Below are 20801 nucleotides of genomic sequence, written 5' to 3' on the forward strand. Positions count from 1 at the left end.
AACGTGACCAATTGTGCCCACGTTAACGTGTGGCTTATTACGTTCGAACTTAGCCTTAGCCATGAGATCTTCCTTTTTTAACTACTCATGCAGGGACACTGCATGAGCACTTGGTTTTTAACTATGAATTAGTTTGGGCTTATAGTAATCGAAAGATTACTCGTCGTCACCTTTTTTACCGCCAGACTGGAACTTAGAAATGATGCCTTCAGCCACGTTACGTGGAGTTTCAGCATATTTAGAAAATTCCATTGAATAAGTTGCACGGCCTTGAGACATAGAACGCATTTGAGTCGCGTAACCAAACATCTCTGCAAGTGGAACTTCAGCTTTAATTGCTTTAGTACCGCCAGGCAAATCATCCATACCTTGAACCATACCGCGGCGACGGTTTAAGTCACCCATGATATCGCCCATGTAGTCTTCTGGAGTTTCTACTTCAACTTTCATGATCGGTTCAAGCAAGATTGGATCTGCTTTCATGAAACCGTCACGGAAGGCATAAGAACCTGCCATTTTGAACGATAATTCGTCAGAGTCGACATCGTGGTAAGAACCGTCGAACAATGTAGCTTTAATGCCAACAACTGGGTAACCAGCCAAGACACCATTCTTCATACGCTCTTGGATACCTTTATCCACAGCGCCGAAGAATTCTTTAGGTACTACACCGCCTACAACTTCTTCTACGAATTCGTAATCTTTTCCTGATTCAGGATCAAGCGGTTCTAAACGTACGTATACGTGACCGAATTTACCTTTACCACCAGTTTGACGTACGAACTTGCCTTCTTGCTCAACTGACTTTTTGATCGTTTCACGGTAAGAAACCATTGGCTTACCAATGTTTGCTTCTACGCCGAATTCACGCTTCATACGGTCAACAATGATGTCAAGGTGAAGCTCACCCATACCAGCAATAATTGTTTGACCAGATTCTTCATCTGTACGAACGCGGAATGATGGATCTTCCTTAGCCAAACGGCCTAAAGCGATAGACATTTTTTCTTGGTCAGCTTTAGTCTTTGGTTCAACAGCCAATGCAATTACTGGCTCTGGGAATTCCATACGTTCTAAAGTGATGATATTTTTCTCATCACACAGCGTATCACCAGTAGTTACGTCTTTAAGACCTACACACGCAGCGATATCACCGGCACGGATTTCTTCAACGTCTTGACGATCGTTTGCGTGCATTTGCACGATACGGCCGATACGCTCACGCTTAGATTTAACTGGGTTATAAACCGAGTCGCCTTGCTTAAGAACACCAGAGTAAACGCGTACGAAAGTCAAGTTACCTACGAATTTGTCGTTCATGATTTTGAACGCAAGCGCAGAGAACGGAGCTTCATCAGATGCTTCACGAACAGCTTTAGTTTCAGCTTTGTCGTCAAGAACACCTTCAATCGCTTTAACTTCTGTAGGCGACGGCAAGAATTCAATTACAGCATCCAACATACGTTGAACACCTTTGTTTTTGAACGCAGTACCGCAAAGCATTGGCTGAATTTGACAAGCCAAAGTTTGAACACGCAGACCAGCTACGATTTGCTCTTTGCTCAAATCGCCATTGTTCAGGTATTCATCCATCAACTCTTCAGAAGCTTCAGCAGCAGCTTCTACCATGTTGGTGCGCCATTCTTCAGCAGTCGCTTGAAGTTCAGCCGGGATTTCACCGTATTCGAACTGCATGCCTTGTGAAGCTTCATCCCAAATGATCGCTTTCATTTCGATCAAGTCGATTACGCCTTGGAAGTTTTCTTCAGCGCCAACAGGGATAACTACAGGTACAGGGTGCGCACCAAGGCGTGTCTTCATTTGTTCAACAACACGGAAGAAGTTGGCGCCAGTACGGTCCATCTTGTTCACGAATGCTAAACGAGGCACTTGGTATTTGTTCGCTTGACGCCATACAGTTTCAGACTGAGGCTGAACACCGCCTACAGCACAGTAAACCATGCACGCGCCGTCAAGAACACGCATAGAACGTTCAACTTCGATTGTGAAGTCAACGTGTCCCGGAGTATCAATTACGTTGATACGGTGTTCAGGGAACTGCTTAGACATACCTGACCAGAATGTAGTCGTCGCAGCAGAAGTAATGGTAATACCACGTTCCTGCTCTTGCTCCATCCAGTCCATTGTTGCTGCACCGTCATGTACTTCACCAATTTTGTGAGATACACCTGTGTAGAACAAGATACGTTCAGTTGTTGTGGTCTTACCCGCATCGATGTGCGCAGAAATACCAATGTTACGATAACGAGAAATTGGGGTTTGACGAGCCATGATTTCTTGCATTCCTAAATTTTGTTATTAAAACAGGACGCTTTAAGCTGCAGAGCAGCTTAAAGCGATTCGATGACAAAACAGTGAAAACTGCTTTGCCACCCTCCTGAATAGGGGCTGTTTTATCCGCTTAGAAACGGTAGTGAGAGAAGGCTTTGTTGGCTTCAGCCATACGGTGCACATCTTCACGTTTTTTGATCGCTGCGCCTTTGCCTTCAGCTGCATCAAGCAACTCGCCAGCAAGACGTAAAGCCATAGTTTTTTCAGAACGCTTAGCAGCAGCATCTACTAACCAACGCATAGCCAAGGCAGTACGACGGGATGGGCGTACTTCCATAGGTACTTGGTATGTAGCACCGCCGACACGGCGTGCTTTTACTTCGACCATAGGACGAACTTTTTCAAGAGTAGTCTCGAAAAATTCAACTGGATCTACTTTTGATTTTTCTTGAACGCGGTCTAAAGCACCGTAAACGATACTTTCAGCAATAGATTTTTTACCATCTTGCATTACGTGGTTCATGAATTTAGCGATTGTTTGGCTACTGAACTTCGGATCCGGAAGGATTTCACGAGCAGCAACTACGCGACGTCTTGGCATTTTAAACTACCTAATAAATATGACACTTCAGGTTTATCCAGCATCAGTGCAAAGTGTCATGCACCCTTCGCTGGCCTTACTACACGTCGCTTGAATTTCACAAAATTAATGCAGAAATCAGACAAGCGAGACGATAAAGGATTGCAGTTCTAGCGAACTAAGAGCTTAATCTCGAAAGATTATTTCTTAGGACGTTTAGTACCGTATTTAGAACGAGACTGGTTACGATCTTTAACACCAGCGCAGTCTAAAGAACCACGAACGGTATGGTAACGCACACCTGGTAAATCTTTTACACGGCCGCCGCGGATAAGAACAACACTGTGCTCTTGCAGGTTATGGCCTTCACCGCCGATGTAGCTAGAAACTTCAAAGCCTGAAGTTAAGCGAACACGGCAAACTTTACGCATTGCTGAGTTAGGTTTTTTAGGTGTAGTTGTGTAAACACGTGTACAAACACCACGACGCTGTGGACAAGCCTTCAACGCAGGAACTTTTGATTTTTCAATCAAAGTCGTACGACCCTTGCGGATCAACTGATTTGTTGTTGCCATTTGGCAATTCTCCCGTTAATAAAAAGCCCCAAAACCATACTGCTTTTTGAGGGCATGCAATTGTAATTCAGGAAGCCAAAATGGTCAAGATTCAGCATGCAGCCAAATCTTGACTGGATTACATTCAATCCAATATTCAGAAGCGTATAAACAGCTTATTCCCCTGCATCATTTGCCGGCTTTTTTGTAACTCTTTTCTTTGCCGGCTTTTTCGCAGGTTCCAGCGTCTTTTCCACTGCAGCGTCTATTGCAGCCTCTACTGGCTGTTCATCGACAAAACTGCTGTCTGCATATGCATCGTCTGCATCAGGCTCTTCAATCACTTCGGATAGAGCCGGCTTTTGCGGCGGAACAGCTTCACTAGGGGCGACTTCTTTCTTCGCCAAGGCATCCAGCTGTTCTGAAATACCTGAGGCCTTGTCTTCCGGCTGCGCTTTAGGCGCTTTGCCTTTTTTCATGATTTTCACTTGGCTGATATTGCGGTTGCCCGAAATATCAGCCTCCCGCCCTATCACAGGCTCTTTTAAGCTGCTTTCAATCGACTTAATGGATTCCAATAATTTGGGCGCAGCCTGCGCCAGCAGATCCAGTGACTTTTCATAAGCCGCCAAGGGCGACAGCTGATGATCTGCATGCTGAATCAAATATTCACGCGCATGTGAAAATACCAATTGCGCTTTTTGATTCGCCTCATCAACGAGACGGCGGCTATAGACCGCGCTGATTCCCGCACTGGCCAACGGAGTCAGCTGGGTCAGCTTATCCAGTACCGAAACCTTAGGCACTTGGTTGAGCCAGCCCCATTTGTATTGTCCATGTTCATCAATCAAATGCTTTTTCAGCGCCTCAGCATCATTGCTGGAACCCAGCATTTGCTGCAGCTGACTGATATCACTGTTTTGAATGGTGCTTGAAAGGGCTTTTAAGCCCATCAGCAATGCCTGCTTTTCTGCAATAATGCCTAAATCAATCTGTTTAAAGATGTGCTGCACAATATCCTGATCGCTTTCTTTGCTCAAATCGAAACCGTAAGCGCGCCCGACTTGATAAATCACCCGCAAAGACATCACTAGGGAAGCAGGAATATCAACAGCCGATCCCAATGCCCCTGTTGCGCCTGTCAGTGCGCCTTGCACAGCAGCGATCCATTTATTTTGCTCCGCCAAAGCTGAGCTGAGGCGTTTAGAGCGGTCAACATCTTGAGTCAGTTCTTCTAAATCACGCACGCCTGCCTGATCCAGCACATCATCCACTGAACTTAAACTGTTGCTGAAGTGATTCAGCTGATCAAAGAGATAGTCTGAAACTTTGTCTGAAAACTGCGGCGCTACAAGATGCGCCACACTGTTCACCTTGCTGTAATGACGGCCCAGCAGCTGACGTGAAACATTCGGGACATGTTCGCGCAGCACCTGCTGCGGATTATCATAGTTTTTGACGTTAAAAATGCCTTTATACTGTGCAGTTCCTTCTATTGCCTTGGCATGGTTTTCTGATGAGGAAAGCTTAGTGACGGTGTCCGGCGCTGCCTGATTCAGCAATGACGCGCCTGCCGCACTGAGCTTTTTAGCCACTCCAAAGGCATTTGATAAGAATCCTGCTGTCTGTTTATTATTAGAATCCGCCATTCATTCCCCCGCATTTGCAATTCTTGAAATTGTGGATAAATACTAGGTCCTGTCTGAGTTTATCTCAATATCATTGTGTATCTTTTAGTTAACTTATCGGCCAACTGTGTTCAATTCCAGCTCAGCATAAATAGGCATAGGATTTGCCATAAGAATTCAAAAATCTTTCTGCTATCATGATTGCAATTGAATAACATGAGATGTAAACCGCCGCAGCGTCTTGAATGCGCGGGGCTTCTGCATCTCTAACTCAACATAAAGGGATCTGTAGATGAAACGTGTTGTAATCACTGGTATGGGGATTAACTCATGCATTGGTAATACATTGGAAGATGTTACTCACTCTTTGCAAAACGGGATTTCAGGAACACGTTTTAATCCGACTTATGCGGAATTGAACTTTAAGAGCCATATCAGCGCAGCTGCTGAACAGGACTTTGACGGCATTGACCGCCGCTTAAAGCGCTTTATGGGCGTTTGCGCCATGTATGCATACAATGCAGCCTTGGCTGCGGTTGAAAATGCAGGCTTAACGGCAGAGCAAATTGGCGGCAATCCGCGTTACGGCATTACTGGCGGTTCAGGCGGCGGTTCAACGGCATCTGTCGTTGAAATGAAAGAATTGCTGGACACCAAAGGCGCACGCAAAGTCGGCCCATTCTTCGTGCCGCGCAACATGTCAAACACCATTACGGCAAACGTTGGCGTTGCTTTTAAAATGCAAGGTGTTGCACATACCATTACCAGCGCATGCGCAACGTCTGCAGATGCCATTGGTTATGCCTACAACCTCATTCAATTGGGCAAGCAGGACTTAATGCTGGCAGGCGGCGGTGAAGAAGATCACTGGTCTCAAAGCTTGTTATTTGATGCCATGGGCGCGCTGTGCTCAAAATACAATGACACGCCAGAAACAGCGTCTCGTCCTTACTCTGCTGACCGTGACGGTTTCGTGATTGCTGGCGGCGGCGGCTTTGTGGTGCTTGAGTCTTTAGAACATGCGCAAGCGCGCGGCGCCAACATTTTGGCTGAAATTGTGGGCTATGCGGCAAACTCTGATGGTGCAGACATGGTTGCCCCATCTGGAGAAGGTGCGACACGCTGTGTACTGATGGCGCTTGAAGAAGCAAAACAGCACGGCGTAGACAAGATTGACTATGTGAATACGCATGGCACGTCAACGCCTGCCGGCGACATCACTGAATTAAAAGCAATGGAGCGCGCATTTGGCGAAGGTCAAGTTCCTCCACTGAGCTCAACCAAATCAATGACAGGCCACAGCTTAGGTGCTGCTGGCGTACAAGAAGCCATCTACTCAGTCCTGATGATGCAAAATGACTTTATTGCACCCAACATTAACGTGACTGAACTGGATGAAGGCGCAAAACCATTTGATATCGTGCTTGAAAAACGTGACGCAAAATTGAATACTGTGATGAGTAACAGTTTCGGTTTTGGCGGCGTAAATGCATGTCTCATTTTCAAAAAGTGGGAAGGCTAAGCCGCCCATTTTAGGGTGACTTGATGGATGCTCCTTCTGATGCTTTCTTGTGGGTGAAAGCATTACATATTATTGCCGTGGTGTGCTGGTTTGCTGCATTGTTCTACTTGCCACGGCTCTATGTTTACCATGCCATGAGTGATGATGCCGTCAGCCATCAGCGTTTTGAGGTCATGGAACGCAAGCTGTACCGAGGCATTATGTGGCCGTCGATGATTGCAACACTGATCACGGCGCATTTCTTGGTCGATTGGGGTGATGCAACACGCCACTACCATGAAGCCCTGTGGTTCTACCTCAAAGTCGGTTTGGTTAGCTTGCTGGTGATTTACCACTTTGTTTGCGGTTATTACCGTAAGAAATTGATTGGTCATGCGCACTACAAGTCACACAAATTTTGGCGCTTCTTTAATGAAATGCCAACGTTGATTTTATTTGCAGTGGTGATTTTGGTGGTGGTTAAACCGACGTTCTAACTAAAAATTTATAAATAAAAAAACCTCCGAAATGGAGGTTTTTTATCTGTTAGTGGTTAATGTTTCGGATAGATCTCAACACAACTATCTTGTTGCAATCGTTCATTTAACTTTTGCCTTTTTTCAAAAGGATTCACGATACAAAGCTGATTGGCATTTTTAATAAAAACATAGCCTTCTTGACTTTTTTCAGAAATTTCCCGATCTGTATTTTGACCTGAATGTATAATATTAAATACCTGAATTTTATTATTTAAAAGACGTGGGCGTAATAGGTCATTCACCCAATAAGTACTACTACCAACCTGATTAAGAATATTGCCAATATTATTACTTAAAACCCACTTCCTCTGCCTAGGCAACTGGATTTGATTAATTTTAACACTTCAATATAAGGCTGATAACTTAAATTAGCTTGATTCATTGACTGATTAAAATTAAAGGCAAAAGGGGTATAGATTCTCCCCCACAATTTAGCCAGATCTGATGACTGATCATATGCTCGTTTTAGAAGTTCATCGACACTTTTAAAAATATAATAAGCATTACGCATTTCATAAGCAGCTTGTTTCTCAAAACTCAACTGTTCGATATTTAATTGGGGTAATTGAGTTTTTTTAGACTGACGCTGAGCTAGAATATTTAACACATCAATAGCTTGACTCACCTGAGCAATGACAAGAGCCTTCTCAACACTATTTAAATTTTCATTCAAACGATTAAGCTTTAAATGAATATATTCTAAAACATCACCAGCACTTCCCTTCAAATATAGATTGGTCAGAAATAATGTGTGGATATCATGATATAAGGCATAGGGAGGATTAGCATTCGGTGTTTGGATGAGTGAATGATAATTTTGCTGACTAATCTCTTGCTCATAACGCTCTATTAAGAACTTATTCCTAGAAATTAAAGCTTCAATTTCCCTTTTATTTTTACTCCAGAAAGCAGTATCAAAAAATTCAGCCGACTGTAAATGAGCCTTTACCCCCTTAAGTAATTCTTTATCCTCTTTACTCCAATGCTTCTCATAATTAATTCTTTGAACATTAATTTCTGGGAAATTGTGACTTGATTTTTTTGTAGTGAAATCCTCTTTGTATAATCTCCAATCTAAATCATAACTTTGCTTTCCCAATTGTAAAGGTTCAATATTCTCCATCGCATCAAACCCATTAGCATAAAAGAAAGCTTCTTGTTTTATGTTAAAATCATAGGCTGGAACAAGCTTTAAATTATTGATCGCTTTTTGACCTAGCTTAACTTCTTTCTGTAACCATGCTATATAAGAACTGCCGAAAATTAAGCACAGAACAAATAACCCCACACATTTTTTTTGAAGCATACCTTTTCTCTTATTATTTAGTTTAGATCTATACAGCTCGCCATAAACACTAAAATTTTTTAACGCACCGAAGCTTAAATCCAGCTTTTTCGAATCCTCTTATTCAAGGGAGTCGAATAATATTTCTCAATCGCCCAACTCAAAATAAACACCGTGATAAAATAAACAGGCAACAACATCAACTTTTCAGCTGCTAAAGTATCTTTTGGGAAATACACCACTTTCATTAAGCCAAGAATAATCAAATGAAACAGATACATTTCATAACTACGCTGTCCAATCCAAACCAAACTCTGGGCCATGTATGAGGCAGGTTTAACTTCGAGATCTTGGGCAAAACACAATATGAGTAACGCCGTAAGTAGCGCAAATACGCTGATGCTCCAAGTACTCACCTCTTTGATGGGTGCGTAAAAATATAAAGCGGTCATCAGAAGCATTGTTACTGCAACAATCATTTTTTGATTATAAATAGTTCCCTTGAAATACTGTGCATACATTGCGGTGAGGCAGCCAATAGCAATTCCATCAAAGCTAGAAAAATAATGATACAGATACGCGCCGCTTTCCTCGCCAAAATGCAGGGCACGAAAATACGGTGCATACGCGATGACGGCGAGCAGAAAAACGATAAAGCCTTTGCCACGACCAAGCCCTAAACACAGGACGGGAAAGGCTAAATAGAAGACTTCTTCAACCGATAAAGACCACAATACGCCCAAAGCATAGTTCACCCAACCATATTCAATAATCAGTAGATTCATCCAGAAACTCAAAGCTGAAAGAACAGTCACAGCATAGGACACCTCTACGCCATTGGGCGACTGATTGATAAAGGGTTGTAATCCTAAGCTTCCGAGCACACTGACCATCGCGACCAATAACACCAGACACGGCATGATTCGGGCAATACGACGGATATAAAAATCTTTCAGCTTAATCTGCGCCAAAGATCCACTACGCTGTAAAGTATGCTGGGTAATCAAAAAACCTGAAATAACAAAAAACATGGTCACACCATAGTTGCCTTTTCGGGCAATCAAGGTACTTAAGCTCTCGCCCGCAATGGGGATACCGAGAAAGGTATCGTGTAACTTATAAGGAATATTAAAATGGTGAATCAACACCAAAAGGATGGACACGCCACGCAGGATGTCAATTTTATAATTACGCATAAATCATTGTTAAAATTTTAAAGTGCTTCATTAAAAGTGAAACCATCAGATTTAAATAGCTTTTATATATAAAATCATACAATTATCTAACACTGAATTAGAACCCATTGATTCAGCTCAAGCAAAAAGAAAGCCCTGCTTATGCAGGACTTTCTTTCAAATATCACAAGTACAGAATGAATTTAGCTCTTTACTGCGGAGTCTTACCGTTTTAAGTTTCCATTGCTGGAGTTCGTTTTGCTCCTTGCGAAGTTGTACTTCTCATTTGCCAAAAGAACCAAAAACATTTGTCATCCGCAAAACCTATTCACTTTCTATATTTAAAAAATTTTCTTTGCAAAACAGTCCACTTTAAATGCTAGACAGGTTGCGGATGACATTGTCACGTATCGAATAAAACTTCAAACTTAAAAAAGAAAATACCAGTCAGTTAAGAAACTGACTGGTATTACTGATTATGCAGGGCTTTCTTTCAAATATCACAAGAACAGAATGAATTTACTTAGTTATCCAGTTGCTGTTCTAACAGACGTTTTTTCATACGTGGCTTGTACAGCAGTTGATAGGTCACGGCTAAAATAATCACCCATAGCGGACTGATCATCAATGCGCGAAGGGTATCCGCCTCTAAACTCAAAATAACCAACGTGAAGAATAAGAAGATTAAGACCACATAAGACATCCAAACACCGCCCGGCATTTTAAAGGTCGATTTTGCATGTAGCTCAGGACGCAATTTACGGTAGCGGATATAGCACACCATAATAATGCTCCAAATACTGATAAACAGAATCACACACAATGAGCTGGCTAATGTAAAGGCTTCAACGGTGTTTGGTACAAAATACTGTAGCGCCGCACCTGCCATGATAAAGGCACATGAGAAGAATAGGCCTTTTGCTGGTACCGCACGTTTTGACAGACGCGCTAGGCTCTGTGGTGCTTGCCCTTCTCTTGCCAAACCAAACAGCATCCGTGATGTAGAGAACACGCCGCTATTCATGGAAGACATCACTGAAGACAGTACCACCAAGTTCATAATGATGGCTGAAGTTGGGATACCCGCATGTAAAAATAGTGAAACGAATGGGCTTTGATCCGCAGGAATTTGATTCCATGGTGTCACCGACATCACGACAAATAGCGACAACACATAGAATAAAATAATACGGGTTGGAATCGCATTCACTGCTTTCGGTAAGTTCTTTTCAGGGTCTTTGGTTTCAGCAGCCATGGTTCCAATCAGCTCTACACCGACAAAGGCAAAGAGTGCTATTTGGAAGCCTGCTAAAAAGCCACTACCACCTTGAGGGAACATCCCGCCATGCGACCAAACATGACTAAAGCTTGCAACTGAACCGCCCGGTGCTTGGAAATGACTAAACACCATAAAGCCACCAATCACGATCAACCCTAAAATGGCTAAAATTTTGATTAAAGCAAACCAAAATTCAATTTCGCCAAAGAGTTTCACGGTCAGCAAATTTAGCCCAAGGACAAACAGTACACAGCCGACACTGATTAAAGCCTGCCCCATAGGCGTAAAGGTCATATCTGGCGGAAGCCAAAAACCGAGATAGTTAATAATGGCTGCCAAGTCCGCTATACCGACCAAGACCCAACCGAGCCAATAGGACCAACCGATATAGTAACCCGCACCCGGCCCAATCAGATCATGAGCCATGTCTATAAACGACTTATAGTGCAAATTTGACAATAAAATTTCGCCCAATGCACGCATTAGGAAAAAGAACATGGTCCCGATAATCATATAAATGATTAGGATAGAAGGACCAGCAAGAGAGATGGTTTTGCCCGAACCCATGAATAGGCCCGTACCAATCGCGCCACCAATGGCAATCAATTGCAGGTGGCGGTTGGATAATTTCCGTTGTAATTCATGCGATGATGCATTTGCACCGTCAGCTTGTGGTGTGGTCGTCATAATTTAACATCCTGTTAATGTCCTTTTTTGCGTATAAACCATGTTCATACAGTGCTCGTTTTCCTAACGGGCGGCATTTATACGCTGATCAGCCATTCAGCCTGAGCCAAAGGGCTGATACACACGGGGAGAGTTTAAAAAATTAGTTTTGTGCAGCCGTTACTGCAATTTCGATCAACCAGTTTGGATTCACCAAATCAGCTTGAATCGTGGCACGTGAAGGCGCCACACAACCGTTCATCCAATCAATCCAAATCGCATTGACTGTTGAAAAATCAGAGAGATTTTTGATGTAAAGCTGAGCAGATAACAAACGTGATTTATCTGTATTTGCCAAAGCTAAAAGCTCATCAATCGTTGCTAAAATTTCACGAGTCTGACCTGCGACATCATTGTCGGTATTTTTTGGCACTTGCCCTGACAAATACACCACTTGATTAAACACAGTGACTGCACTCATGACTTCGTTGGTATTGAATGTTTGAATGTCTGAATGTGACATAGGTCTTTCCTTGTATGAAACTGTATAAAAATAAAATTTAATCTTGGATAAAATTGACACGTGCAGTGACAGCACACATCAGCTCATAGCCAATCGTGCCTGAACCTGCTGCGACTTCATCAATACTAAGCACAGCGCCCTGTTTCGATGTACCCCACAACACCACTTCGTCGCCAACTTGGGCATTTGGGAGGTGAGATAAATCAACTGCCAACATGTCCATGCTGACCCGTCCGACCAAGCTACTGCGTTGTCCATCGACTAAAATAGGCGTACCTGTTGCGGTAATCCGTTGATAACCATCGGCATAACCACAAGCCACAATACCCACACGCATGTCGTTTTCAGCAATGAACTTTGAGCCATAACCGACACTATCACCTGCTTTTAACTGCTGAATGGCAATCAACTCGCTACGCAAACTCATGGCAGGTTGCAAATCCCAGTCTTCAATGGAGTGGCTTGGATAATCTGGAGAACTGCCATAAAGCATAATGCCGCTACGGATCACATCCGACTGCAACTGTTCATGACGTAAGATGGCTGCGCTGTTGCTGACTGAACGTGCACCCGGTAGATCATGGGTAATGGCATCAAACAACTGACATTGATGCGCAATGCCATCACGTCCGAAACGTTCACCATCGGCATCCGAAAAATGCATCATATGGGTCAAACGTCGAACTTGAGGCAAGTTTGAGAGCTGCTGCCATACTTGACGGTACTGTTCAGGACGGAAACCTAAACGGTTCATGCCGCTGTTCATTTTTAAATAAACATCGAACTGCGCCTCTAAAGGAAAACGCGCTAACCATTCAAGTTGATATTCACTATGAATACTGAAGCTTAAACCTAGCTCATGGCAGTCAAATAGATCTTGCTCTGAGAAAATACCTTCGAGTAACAGAATTGGGCCTGTCCAGCCCAAAGCACGAATGCGTTTTGCCTCTGCCAAATCGAGCAGCGCAAAACCATCGGCAGATTTGAACGCTTGATAGACGCGTTCAATACCATGACCATAAGCATTGGCTTTGACCACCGCATAGACTTGGCTATTCGGCATTTTAGTGCGGGCAACATTTAAATTATGCTGCAGTGATTGGCTATGAATCACTGCAGTAATTGGACGTGGCATTTTCTTCTTCCTTGAATCAATACGGCCTAAAACGGATTAGGCTGCTGAAGGATAACGTTGAATAGAGAGACCTTCAGTACTGATGTCTGGTTGATGATTCATCACCAAGTCACTGATGAGCTTGCCTGAACCACATGCCATGGTCCAACCCAAGGTGCCATGCCCTGTATTTAAGAATAGGTTTTTAAAACGAGTCGCACCAATGATTGGCGTTGAGTCTGGTGTCATTGGACGTAAACCGGTCCAGAAACTGGCTTCAGCTAAGTTCCCACCTGGGAATAAGTCTTGAGTCACCATCTCCAAAGTTGCACGGCGATCTTGGTTTAAACCGTGGTTGAAACCACTCAGTTCTGCCATCCCCCCCACACGGATACGTTGGTCAAAACGCGTGATGGCAATTTTATAAGTTTCATCAAGAACCGTAGACTGTGGCGCAAATGCAGGATCTACAATTGGAATGGTTAGTGAGTAGCCTTTGACAGGGTATACAGGCAAATTCAAATTCAATGGTTTCAAGAAATCACGTGAATAACTACCAAAAGCAAGCACATAACGGTCTGCTGTTAGCACTTGACCATCAACCACCACACCTTTGATTTCATCGCCTTCAACCACAAGATTTTCAACGTTTTGGTTAAATTTAAATTTTACACCCATGTCTTTCGCAAGATTGGCCAAAGCATTGGTAAATAAGTAACAGTCGCCTGTTTCATCATTTGGTAGATGTAAACCACCGACCAGTTTGTCTTTGGCATAGGCTAAAGCTGGCTCAACTTTGGCTAAGTCATCTTTTAATAATAGTTCGTAGTCGACGCCACATTCTTTTAATACTTGGATGTCACGCTGTACTGCATCCAGCTGCGCTTCATTACGGAAAACCTGCAAAGTTCCTTTCGCACGGTTTTCATAGTGAATGCCGGTTTCTTTACGCAGTTCACGCAAGCAGTCACGGCTGTATTCAGCAACACGGGTCATACGCTCTTTGTTAATGGCATAGCTTTGCGGATTGCAGTTTTTCAGCATTTGTGCCATCCAGTTCAGCTGCCACATGCTGCCGTCAATGTTAATCGCCAACGGCGCATGATGCTGGAACATCCACTTTACAGCTTTAAAAGGAATACCCGGTGCAGCCCATGGTGTAGAATAACCTGGAGAGATTTGCCCTGCGTTGCCAAAGCTAGTTTCTTCAGCAGGACCAGCTTGACGGTCTAAAACCGTAACGCTTGCGCCTTGTTGTGCAAGGTAATACGCACTTGCAACACCGATGACACCACTACCTAAGACAATTACACGCATGATTGATCCCTTACACACACTAGTTTATTTCACTAGTATATTTTTGGTTCAATAGTTGATTTTGCTATTTTTGCAGCTTAATTTCAGTGGATTCACTTGTTTTATCGTGAAATTATTAAAAAGACAGGGAAAAATAAATGCGCAAATTAGACCGTATCGACCGCATGATTTTGGATATTCTGCAAAAGAATGGCCGCATTGCCATCAGCGAATTGGCGGCTCAAGTCAATCTGTCCACCACCCCCTGTTCTGAACGGGTCAAACGGCTGGAACGCGACGGCATCATCATGGGCTATTACGCCCGGCTTAACCCCGAACTCGTCGATAAGCGCCTGCTGGTCTTTCTAGAAATTAAGCTCTCAGCTAAATCTGGTGATGTTTTTGAGCAGGTGGCCCGGGATTTAACCGATATTCCAGAAGTGCTGGAATGCCACCTGATTTCAGGCGATTTCGACTATTTAGTCAAAGCGCGCTTAAAAGAAATGAGCGCTTACCGCAAGCTGCTGGGCAATATCCTGAAAAAGCTGCCGGCTTCAGCGTCATCCCACAGCTATGTGGTGATGGAAGAAGTGAAGGAAAGCCTGTATTTGGATGTGGATTCTTAGCCTACCTTAATATAAAAACTGCACAGCAGCCGCCCAAATGACGCGCAGTAAAAAAGCCGCTGTCATAGGCAAACCCTGACTCTTAATGCCCCAAAAGCTTGTTGGCAATTTCCTGCAGTCAGCTCTGCAAGTATTGCTGGCGGTTCTGCCGGCGCTGTATTTTTACCCACGCCTTTAACAACATCAAAAAGATTCATGCTGAGCGTTTCTTATTGTTTTACCTTAAGTTATGAAGCTGAAATGCAACAATTCATGCACCATTTTTATAGCGAAAAATACAGCCGCTTTCAGCTGCCATTCATGCTAAAAACGTAAATTCATCTAAAGATAAAACTGAACAGGCTTCCATAAAAAAACCGCCAATACTGGCGGCCTTTTTATTTCAGCAAAGCTGAAAAATCGGAAATTAACCCAGTTTCTTAGAAACATAGTCAATTGCAGATTGAACAGTTGTGATTTCGTTAGAATCTTCATCTGGAATAGTGATGTCGAAGTCATTTTCGAAAGACATAACAAGCTCAACTAGGTCAAGAGAGTCAGCACCTAAGTCATCCATGAAAGATGCTTCGTTTTTAATCTCGTCAACTTTAAGGCCAAGTTGTTCAGCAACCGCTTGTTTAACGCGTTGTTCGATATCGCTCACAGGAATTCTCCTCATTGCTTGTGGCGTTTTTAATGCCGTTAGTTTAATTGAATATAAATAATTTGGAAAGTTTATACTTCGGCTTAAGCCATGTATAAACCGCCATTTACGTGTAACACTGTACCTGTAATGTAACTTGCTTTGTCTGAAGCCAAGAAACTTACAGCATCAGCGATATCCTGAGGCGCACCTAAACGGCCTAAAGCCACTTGATCGCTCATTTTCTTACGAATTTCTTCGCTCAACTGTTCTGTCATTTCTGTTGCAATAAAACCGGGCGCCACACTGTTTACAGTGATTTGACGGCTGCCCATTTCTTTTGCAAGGCTGCGGCTGAACGCTTCAATGCCGGCTTTGGCCGCAGAATAGTTCGCCTGGCCTGGGTTGGCGAAATGCGCAACCACAGAACTGATGTTAATAATGCGTCCAAAACGCGCTTTGGTCATGCCTTTCAGCACACGTTTAGACAAACGGTAGACTGCTTTCAGATGAATATTCAAAATATCATCCCAGTCATCTTCTGACATGCGAAGCAGCAGGTTGTCTTTGGTAATGCCTGCATTATTCACTAATGCAAGAACAGGACCATAATTTTGCTCAATGTCTGACACTAAAGCATCAATCGCTGCGCTATCGCGTACATCCAGCACCTTGCCAGCGCCATGTTCGCCTAATGCAGCAGAAAGCTTTTCTGCGCCGGATTCAGAAGTTGCTGTGCCTACAACAAAATAACCGTCTTGAATCAGCTGCTGAGCGATGGCTGCGCCAATCCCCCGGCTTGCACCTGTAACCAGTGCAACTTTGCGTTCTTGTGTCATGCAATTTTCCCTTCAGCCATTAAAATGGCGTTTAGTGCATCTTCCAAGCGACCTGTTGAGTCTAATGGAAATGCTTTTTCGATATTTGGCAATCGTTTTGCCATATTTGCAAGCACATTGCCCGGACCGCACTCTGCAACATACTGAACCCCTTGGTCCTGAATGAACTGCATGGTTTTGCTCCACTGCACAGACTGGTACAGCTGTGCAGTCAATGCCTGACGCAATTGCGCTACATCAGTGGCAATTTCCGCATTGACATTTTGTATTACAGGTATGCGCGGCAGCTCAATGGCAGTTTGTTCCAAAGCTTCCGCAAACTGCTCCGCAGCAGGTTTCATCAATGAACAATGCGACGGCACAGACACCGGCAGCGCAATCGCTTTGCCTGAATTTTCTTTCGCCAACGCAATGACTGCATCTACAGCGTCTTTAGCGCCTGCAATCACGACTTGGCCTTGCGCATTGAAATTGGCCGCTTCAACACTGCCCTGACCCGATGCGCTTACTTGGGCGCAAAGCTCAATTACTTTCTCATCATCAAAGCCCAAGATCGCTGCCATAGCGCCTGTACCCTGCGGCACAGCATCCTGCATCAGCTTGCCGCGCAAGTTGACCAGTTTCACAGCATCGCCCAAACTCATTGCGCCTGCCGCCACCAAGGCACTGTATTCACCTAAAGAATGGCCTGCGAGGTACTTCGGCATAATCCCGCCCAGCTCCAGCCATATGCGCCATAAGGCAATACTTGCAGTCAGCAGCACGGGCTGAGTGAATTCAGTTTGATTTAAACCTTCACCGCTTTGCGCGATATGCCACAAATCAAAACCAACTGCTTCCGATGCTTCAGCAAATGTCGCTTTAACACCGCTAAACTGTTCTGCAAGATCAGCCAGCATGCCGATTTTTTGTGAACCTTGGCCAGGAAACAAAAATGCAGTTTTAGTTGCCAGAGCCGCTTGCTCGAGTTGTTTAGCAGACATAAAAAAATCCTTTAATTAAGATATGCTGAGACATGACAAATGTTCACTATTTCAGCAAGACCTCATATCAGCTCATATGTGGTGCGGAAATTTAACATTTAAATTTGCATTTAGTAATTGCCAAATACAACAAAAATCGGCACAAAAAAAGGGAGCTTAACGCTCCCATTTTTTTCTACTAAGCTTGACGCTTAATACATCATCAATTATTCAGCAGATGCTTTAGCGAATAATTGACGACCACGGTAGACACCATCTTTAGTTACGTGGTGACGACGGTGAGTTTCACCAGTCGTTTGGTCTACTGTTAATGCATTCTCGGTTAAAGCGTCATGTGAACGGCGCATGTCACGGCGAGAGCGACTTTTACGGTTTTGCTGAACGGCCATGATGGCTCCTTACAAATCGAAAAAATGGATCAGAACAAATTCAGTTGTCTTATACTTCACAGTATAACACAAAAATTAGTTAAGTTTACCCTTCAAACCTGCCAAAACATCAAACGGGTTATCCCGCTTTTCTTCAGCAAGCTCTTCAACGGCAGGCTGATGCTTATGCTCACAAAACTCATGCTTTGGAGACAAAGGCATCAACAATAACAATTCATCCTCTATAAGCGCCAGTAAATCAGCAGTTGCAGGCGCATCAAAGCTGCCCTTAACCGTTGCTTCACTTTCACCTAGAACAATGAAATCAGCATCCTCATCCAAGCGCTCTATCAGTGACTCATCATCCACAAGAGCCAGATGGAAATCTAAAACAAGTTCAAGATCTACAGAGTTCAGACAGCGCTGACATTCTACAGATACTTTTGTTTCAACGTGACCATCCAGCCATACAATGCGATGATAGGCATCCATTGATAGCTTACAGTCTATGTTAATCAATTGATCATCAATTGATCCAACAGCTTCACGGGAAATTCGAACAAAACGTGATAATGGCAGTTGACCTGACCACTTGAAGCCTTGTTCGGCCCATTTAAACGGCTCAATCTGTGCCGGAAAGGTATTTGCTGACATAATTAAGGCGGCAATTCTACAAATTCATCAGTACTCTGTCAAAGATTAAGATACAATTTTGTACTTATTTAGACAGACCATTTGGGTAATTCAAGTCATGCATCTGTTGCAGCCGCAAACAGAAGTGAATGTTTCATCACTTATGAGCACACTTTCAACCGCCAATTCTGACAGTTCAGCCAAGCCAGTGCAACTCTCGCAATGGGCTAAAGCATCATCAGAACCAGAACAGGTCGATTGGCTCATCTTACACTTTAATCACTGGTTTTCCCACTTAAATGTCACTTTAGTCAAAGGTGATTTTGAACCTGAATATTTCCCAGCGGATGAAACCGCCCCTGCCCGCATTCAATTTGCGCACGGTTTTTTCAACAGCGCCCTGCATGAAATCAGCCATTGGTGCATTGCAGGCGATCAGCGCCGCCTCTTGCCGGATTTAGGCTACTGGTATGCGCCAGACGGCAGGACAGCTGAACAGCAGGCGTTATTTGAACAGGTGGAAATTAAGCCGCAAGCCATTGAGTGGCTATTTTCCAAAGCGTTTGGACGCAAATTCCGCGTCTCTTTAGATAATTTAACAGGTGAAGGCGGCAACGGCGCTTCTTTTAAGGACAATGTCTACGCACAGCTGCAACGCTATTTTAGCAGTGACGCAGCGCTTCCGCGTGATGCGCAGCGCTTTATCGACTGCATCTGTTACTGCACCCGAAGTGGCAAAAGCTTACATTCGAATGAATTTCAACGTGAAATGCTTGATTAAGTGGCTCAATTTCCACTCTAATAGATGACGTGCCTACCGTGTGCAGATCCATCATAGTTTAAACTGATAAAAATAGCCTATAAAAGCCAGAATCCGGAGGAACTGATATGCTGCATTTACGCGTACATCCCGAAAATCCTCAGCCCCGCCTCATCAGCCAAGCGGTCGAACGCATCCGCGCAGGTGACGTTATTGTGTACCCGACCGATGCCGCTTATGCCATTGGCTGCCAGATTGGCAATAAAAATGCCATGGAACGCATTGCGCAAATCCGCCAGCTCGATGCCAAGCATCAATATGCCATTATCTGTTCAGATCTTTCAGACATTGCCACCTATGCCAAAGTGGACAATGCCATGTACCGCCTGCTGAAAAGCAATACACCATCCATTACCACATTTATTTTGCCCGCCACCAGCGAGGTGCCGCGGCGCTTAATGCATCCCAAAAAGAAAACCATCGGCCTGCGCATTCCAAGCAACCCGATCTGCCAGCAGCTGCTGAAAGAATTAGGTGAGCCGCTGCTGACATCAACGCTCATTTTGCCGGAACAGACAGATCCGCTTGATGATCCCTATGAGATTGAAATGCAGATTGGCAAGCAGATTGATGTGCTGATAGACGGCGGCCTCGGTACATTAAATACCACCAGCATTGTCAACCTCGCGGGTGACCATCCAGAAATCATCCGCCGCGGCGCTGGAGATGTCAGCGCATTTGAATGAATCAGCAGCGTTAAATAAGGCTGCCTTCAATAGTGCCAATAATCTCTCTTATAAAAAAACTTGCTGAATAAGCTTCAGCAAGTTTTTTTGATTGTGCGGCATATATGGCTCAGCTAAAACGCTTTATCTTTTAAATCTTGCTGATGTATTTTCAGCATTAATGCGCTGCCGCCTCTTCACTGCTCGAATATGCGGCAACGGGCGCAGTGGCAGTTACTGCGGGTGAAGGAATCGATGGCGCTGGAGCAGGTGTCAGCGTCATTTGCGGTGGACTCGAATCAGCAGCCTGTTCTAAATTTTTTAAGGTTAAAAAATTAGGACACGCGGAAAGCTTTTGCTGATGTCCAGCCAATTCAGCGCCAAATTTATTCTTTAAAGAAATATGAAAAGTGACTTGATCCTCTTCGAGCACATTCAGCAGCGCAGTTCGCGCTTTCTCTTCCATCGGACGAAACGACTCCATTGACTCACATCCCATAGTACTGACCATGCTGCGCACATCTTCCGGCAAATCTGTTCCAGAATACGCAGTATTGCGCATATAAAAGCGGATATTTGGATATTGATCCAGTACAGAAAAGTCAATTTTCGCAGCACGCATCAATGGCCGGTATTTCGCCTCAAATTGGGCAAATCCCCCAGACTTCAAATCATGTCGCGCTTCATCTTCAAGCTGCATCATCTGATATTTTGGATAGCCCAAAAATACACCAAAACAGATCATCCCAATCAGCACCAATATCAGCGGCATTTTTCTAGTTCCTTATTATTCAATTTTATTTTCAACCAGTT

The 20801-nt window shown here is 43.9% G+C and carries 23 protein-coding genes and 1 pseudogene; 5 read left to right on the forward strand and 19 right to left on the reverse strand.

Annotated elements, in window-relative coordinates:
- The 5 genes and pseudogenes from OKC24_RS12115 to OKC24_RS12135 form a co-directional block, all read right to left on the reverse strand.
- Positions 1-63, reverse strand: a pseudogene (locus OKC24_RS12115) (GTP-binding protein); the annotation flags it as partial.
- Positions 64-156: 93 nt separating this feature from the next.
- The gene (gene fusA / locus OKC24_RS12120; RefSeq protein ID WP_005011812.1) at positions 157-2292 is read right to left on the reverse strand and encodes an elongation factor G; all 2136 of its coding nucleotides are present in this window, start codon (positions 2290-2292) and stop codon (positions 157-159) included.
- Positions 2293-2422: 130 nt separating this feature from the next.
- Complete coding sequence (rpsG, locus tag OKC24_RS12125; RefSeq protein ID WP_005011815.1) at positions 2423-2893, reverse strand: 30S ribosomal protein S7; 471 nt, start codon at positions 2891-2893, stop codon at positions 2423-2425.
- Between the two features lie 179 nt (positions 2894-3072).
- Positions 3073-3447, reverse strand: coding sequence for a 30S ribosomal protein S12 (gene rpsL / locus OKC24_RS12130; protein WP_004648013.1), 375 nt, complete (start codon positions 3445-3447; stop codon positions 3073-3075).
- A gap of 155 nt (positions 3448-3602) precedes the next feature.
- Complete coding sequence (locus tag OKC24_RS12135; protein WP_131277678.1) at positions 3603-5075, reverse strand: EcsC family protein; 1473 nt, start codon at positions 5073-5075, stop codon at positions 3603-3605.
- Between the two features lie 271 nt (positions 5076-5346).
- Between OKC24_RS12135 and OKC24_RS12140 the strand changes: the two genes are divergently transcribed.
- Entirely contained in the window at positions 5347-6576 is a 1230-nt protein-coding gene (locus OKC24_RS12140) for a beta-ketoacyl synthase N-terminal-like domain-containing protein (protein ID WP_131277680.1), read from the forward strand.
- Between the two features lie 23 nt (positions 6577-6599).
- Complete coding sequence (gene hemJ / locus OKC24_RS12145) at positions 6600-7052, forward strand: protoporphyrinogen oxidase HemJ (RefSeq protein ID WP_131277682.1); 453 nt, start codon at positions 6600-6602, stop codon at positions 7050-7052.
- Positions 7053-7108: 56 nt separating this feature from the next.
- Here the strand turns inward: hemJ and OKC24_RS12150 are convergent, their stop codons facing one another.
- The 7 genes from OKC24_RS12150 to OKC24_RS12180 all read right to left on the reverse strand — a co-directional run bounded on the left by OKC24_RS12150 (position 7109) and on the right by OKC24_RS12180 (position 14453).
- Complete coding sequence (locus OKC24_RS12150) at positions 7109-7336, reverse strand: hypothetical protein (RefSeq protein ID WP_131277684.1); 228 nt, start codon at positions 7334-7336, stop codon at positions 7109-7111.
- Positions 7337-7386: 50 nt separating this feature from the next.
- On the reverse strand, positions 7387-8400 hold the full coding sequence (locus OKC24_RS12155; RefSeq protein WP_131277687.1) for a hypothetical protein: 1014 nt from the start codon (positions 8398-8400) through the stop codon (positions 7387-7389).
- Positions 8401-8474: 74 nt separating this feature from the next.
- Entirely contained in the window at positions 8475-9575 is a 1101-nt protein-coding gene (locus OKC24_RS12160; RefSeq protein ID WP_265465367.1) for an acyltransferase family protein, read from the reverse strand.
- Between the two features lie 502 nt (positions 9576-10077).
- Complete coding sequence (locus OKC24_RS12165) at positions 10078-11520, reverse strand: amino acid permease (RefSeq protein ID WP_086210756.1); 1443 nt, start codon at positions 11518-11520, stop codon at positions 10078-10080.
- Between the two features lie 142 nt (positions 11521-11662).
- Positions 11663-12022: a RidA family protein gene (locus OKC24_RS12170; protein ID WP_131277690.1), complete on the reverse strand. Its 360-nt coding sequence runs from the start codon at positions 12020-12022 to the stop codon at positions 11663-11665.
- A 37-nt stretch (positions 12023-12059) separates the two neighbouring features.
- The gene (gene alr, locus OKC24_RS12175; RefSeq protein ID WP_131277692.1) at positions 12060-13157 is read right to left on the reverse strand and encodes an alanine racemase; all 1098 of its coding nucleotides are present in this window, start codon (positions 13155-13157) and stop codon (positions 12060-12062) included.
- 36 nt (positions 13158-13193) lie between these two features.
- On the reverse strand, positions 13194-14453 hold the full coding sequence (locus OKC24_RS12180; RefSeq protein WP_131277694.1) for a D-amino acid dehydrogenase: 1260 nt from the start codon (positions 14451-14453) through the stop codon (positions 13194-13196).
- Positions 14454-14590: 137 nt separating this feature from the next.
- On the opposite strand from OKC24_RS12180, the gene OKC24_RS12185 reads away from it, so the two are divergent.
- Positions 14591-15058, forward strand: coding sequence for an Lrp/AsnC ligand binding domain-containing protein (locus OKC24_RS12185; protein WP_018572660.1), 468 nt, complete (start codon positions 14591-14593; stop codon positions 15056-15058).
- Between the two features lie 62 nt (positions 15059-15120).
- On the opposite strand, the gene OKC24_RS12190 is transcribed toward OKC24_RS12185, so the two are convergent.
- From OKC24_RS12190 to OKC24_RS12215, 6 genes are all read right to left on the reverse strand, one after another.
- On the reverse strand, positions 15121-15255 hold the full coding sequence (locus tag OKC24_RS12190) for a hypothetical protein (RefSeq protein ID WP_265465375.1): 135 nt from the start codon (positions 15253-15255) through the stop codon (positions 15121-15123).
- A gap of 209 nt (positions 15256-15464) precedes the next feature.
- Positions 15465-15701: an acyl carrier protein gene (gene acpP / locus OKC24_RS12195; RefSeq protein ID WP_005011841.1), complete on the reverse strand. Its 237-nt coding sequence runs from the start codon at positions 15699-15701 to the stop codon at positions 15465-15467.
- An 83-nt stretch (positions 15702-15784) separates the two neighbouring features.
- Entirely contained in the window at positions 15785-16519 is a 735-nt protein-coding gene (fabG, locus tag OKC24_RS12200) for a 3-oxoacyl-ACP reductase FabG (protein ID WP_265465379.1), read from the reverse strand.
- On the reverse strand, positions 16516-17502 hold the full coding sequence (gene fabD / locus OKC24_RS12205) for an ACP S-malonyltransferase (RefSeq protein ID WP_131277696.1): 987 nt from the start codon (positions 17500-17502) through the stop codon (positions 16516-16518). The genes fabG and fabD overlap by 4 nt, the downstream gene beginning before the upstream one ends.
- Positions 17503-17708: 206 nt before the next feature.
- The gene (gene rpmF, locus OKC24_RS12210; protein ID WP_005011848.1) at positions 17709-17891 is read right to left on the reverse strand and encodes a 50S ribosomal protein L32; all 183 of its coding nucleotides are present in this window, start codon (positions 17889-17891) and stop codon (positions 17709-17711) included.
- A 75-nt stretch (positions 17892-17966) separates the two neighbouring features.
- Positions 17967-18524 carry a YceD family protein gene (locus tag OKC24_RS12215; RefSeq protein ID WP_131277698.1) on the reverse strand — a complete coding sequence of 186 codons (558 nt, stop codon included), beginning with the start codon at positions 18522-18524 and terminating at the stop codon, positions 17967-17969.
- A 97-nt stretch (positions 18525-18621) separates the two neighbouring features.
- Here OKC24_RS12215 and OKC24_RS12220 point away from each other — a divergent pair, with 97 nt between their 5' ends.
- Positions 18622-19284, forward strand: a complete 663-nt coding sequence (locus OKC24_RS12220; protein ID WP_131277700.1) for an elongation factor P hydroxylase — start codon at positions 18622-18624, stop codon at positions 19282-19284.
- A 107-nt stretch (positions 19285-19391) separates the two neighbouring features.
- A complete protein-coding gene (locus OKC24_RS12225) occupies positions 19392-20009 on the forward strand; it encodes an L-threonylcarbamoyladenylate synthase (RefSeq protein WP_005011862.1) in 618 nt (205 codons plus the stop codon).
- A gap of 157 nt (positions 20010-20166) precedes the next feature.
- Here the strand turns inward: OKC24_RS12225 and OKC24_RS12230 are convergent, their stop codons facing one another.
- Positions 20167-20760, reverse strand: a complete 594-nt coding sequence (locus tag OKC24_RS12230; RefSeq protein WP_130147646.1) for a hypothetical protein — start codon at positions 20758-20760, stop codon at positions 20167-20169.
- Between the last annotated feature and the right edge of the window lie 41 nt (positions 20761-20801).

The organism is Acinetobacter entericus, from assembly GCF_026168575.1.
GTDB lineage: Bacteria > Pseudomonadota > Gammaproteobacteria > Pseudomonadales > Moraxellaceae > Acinetobacter > Acinetobacter bouvetii.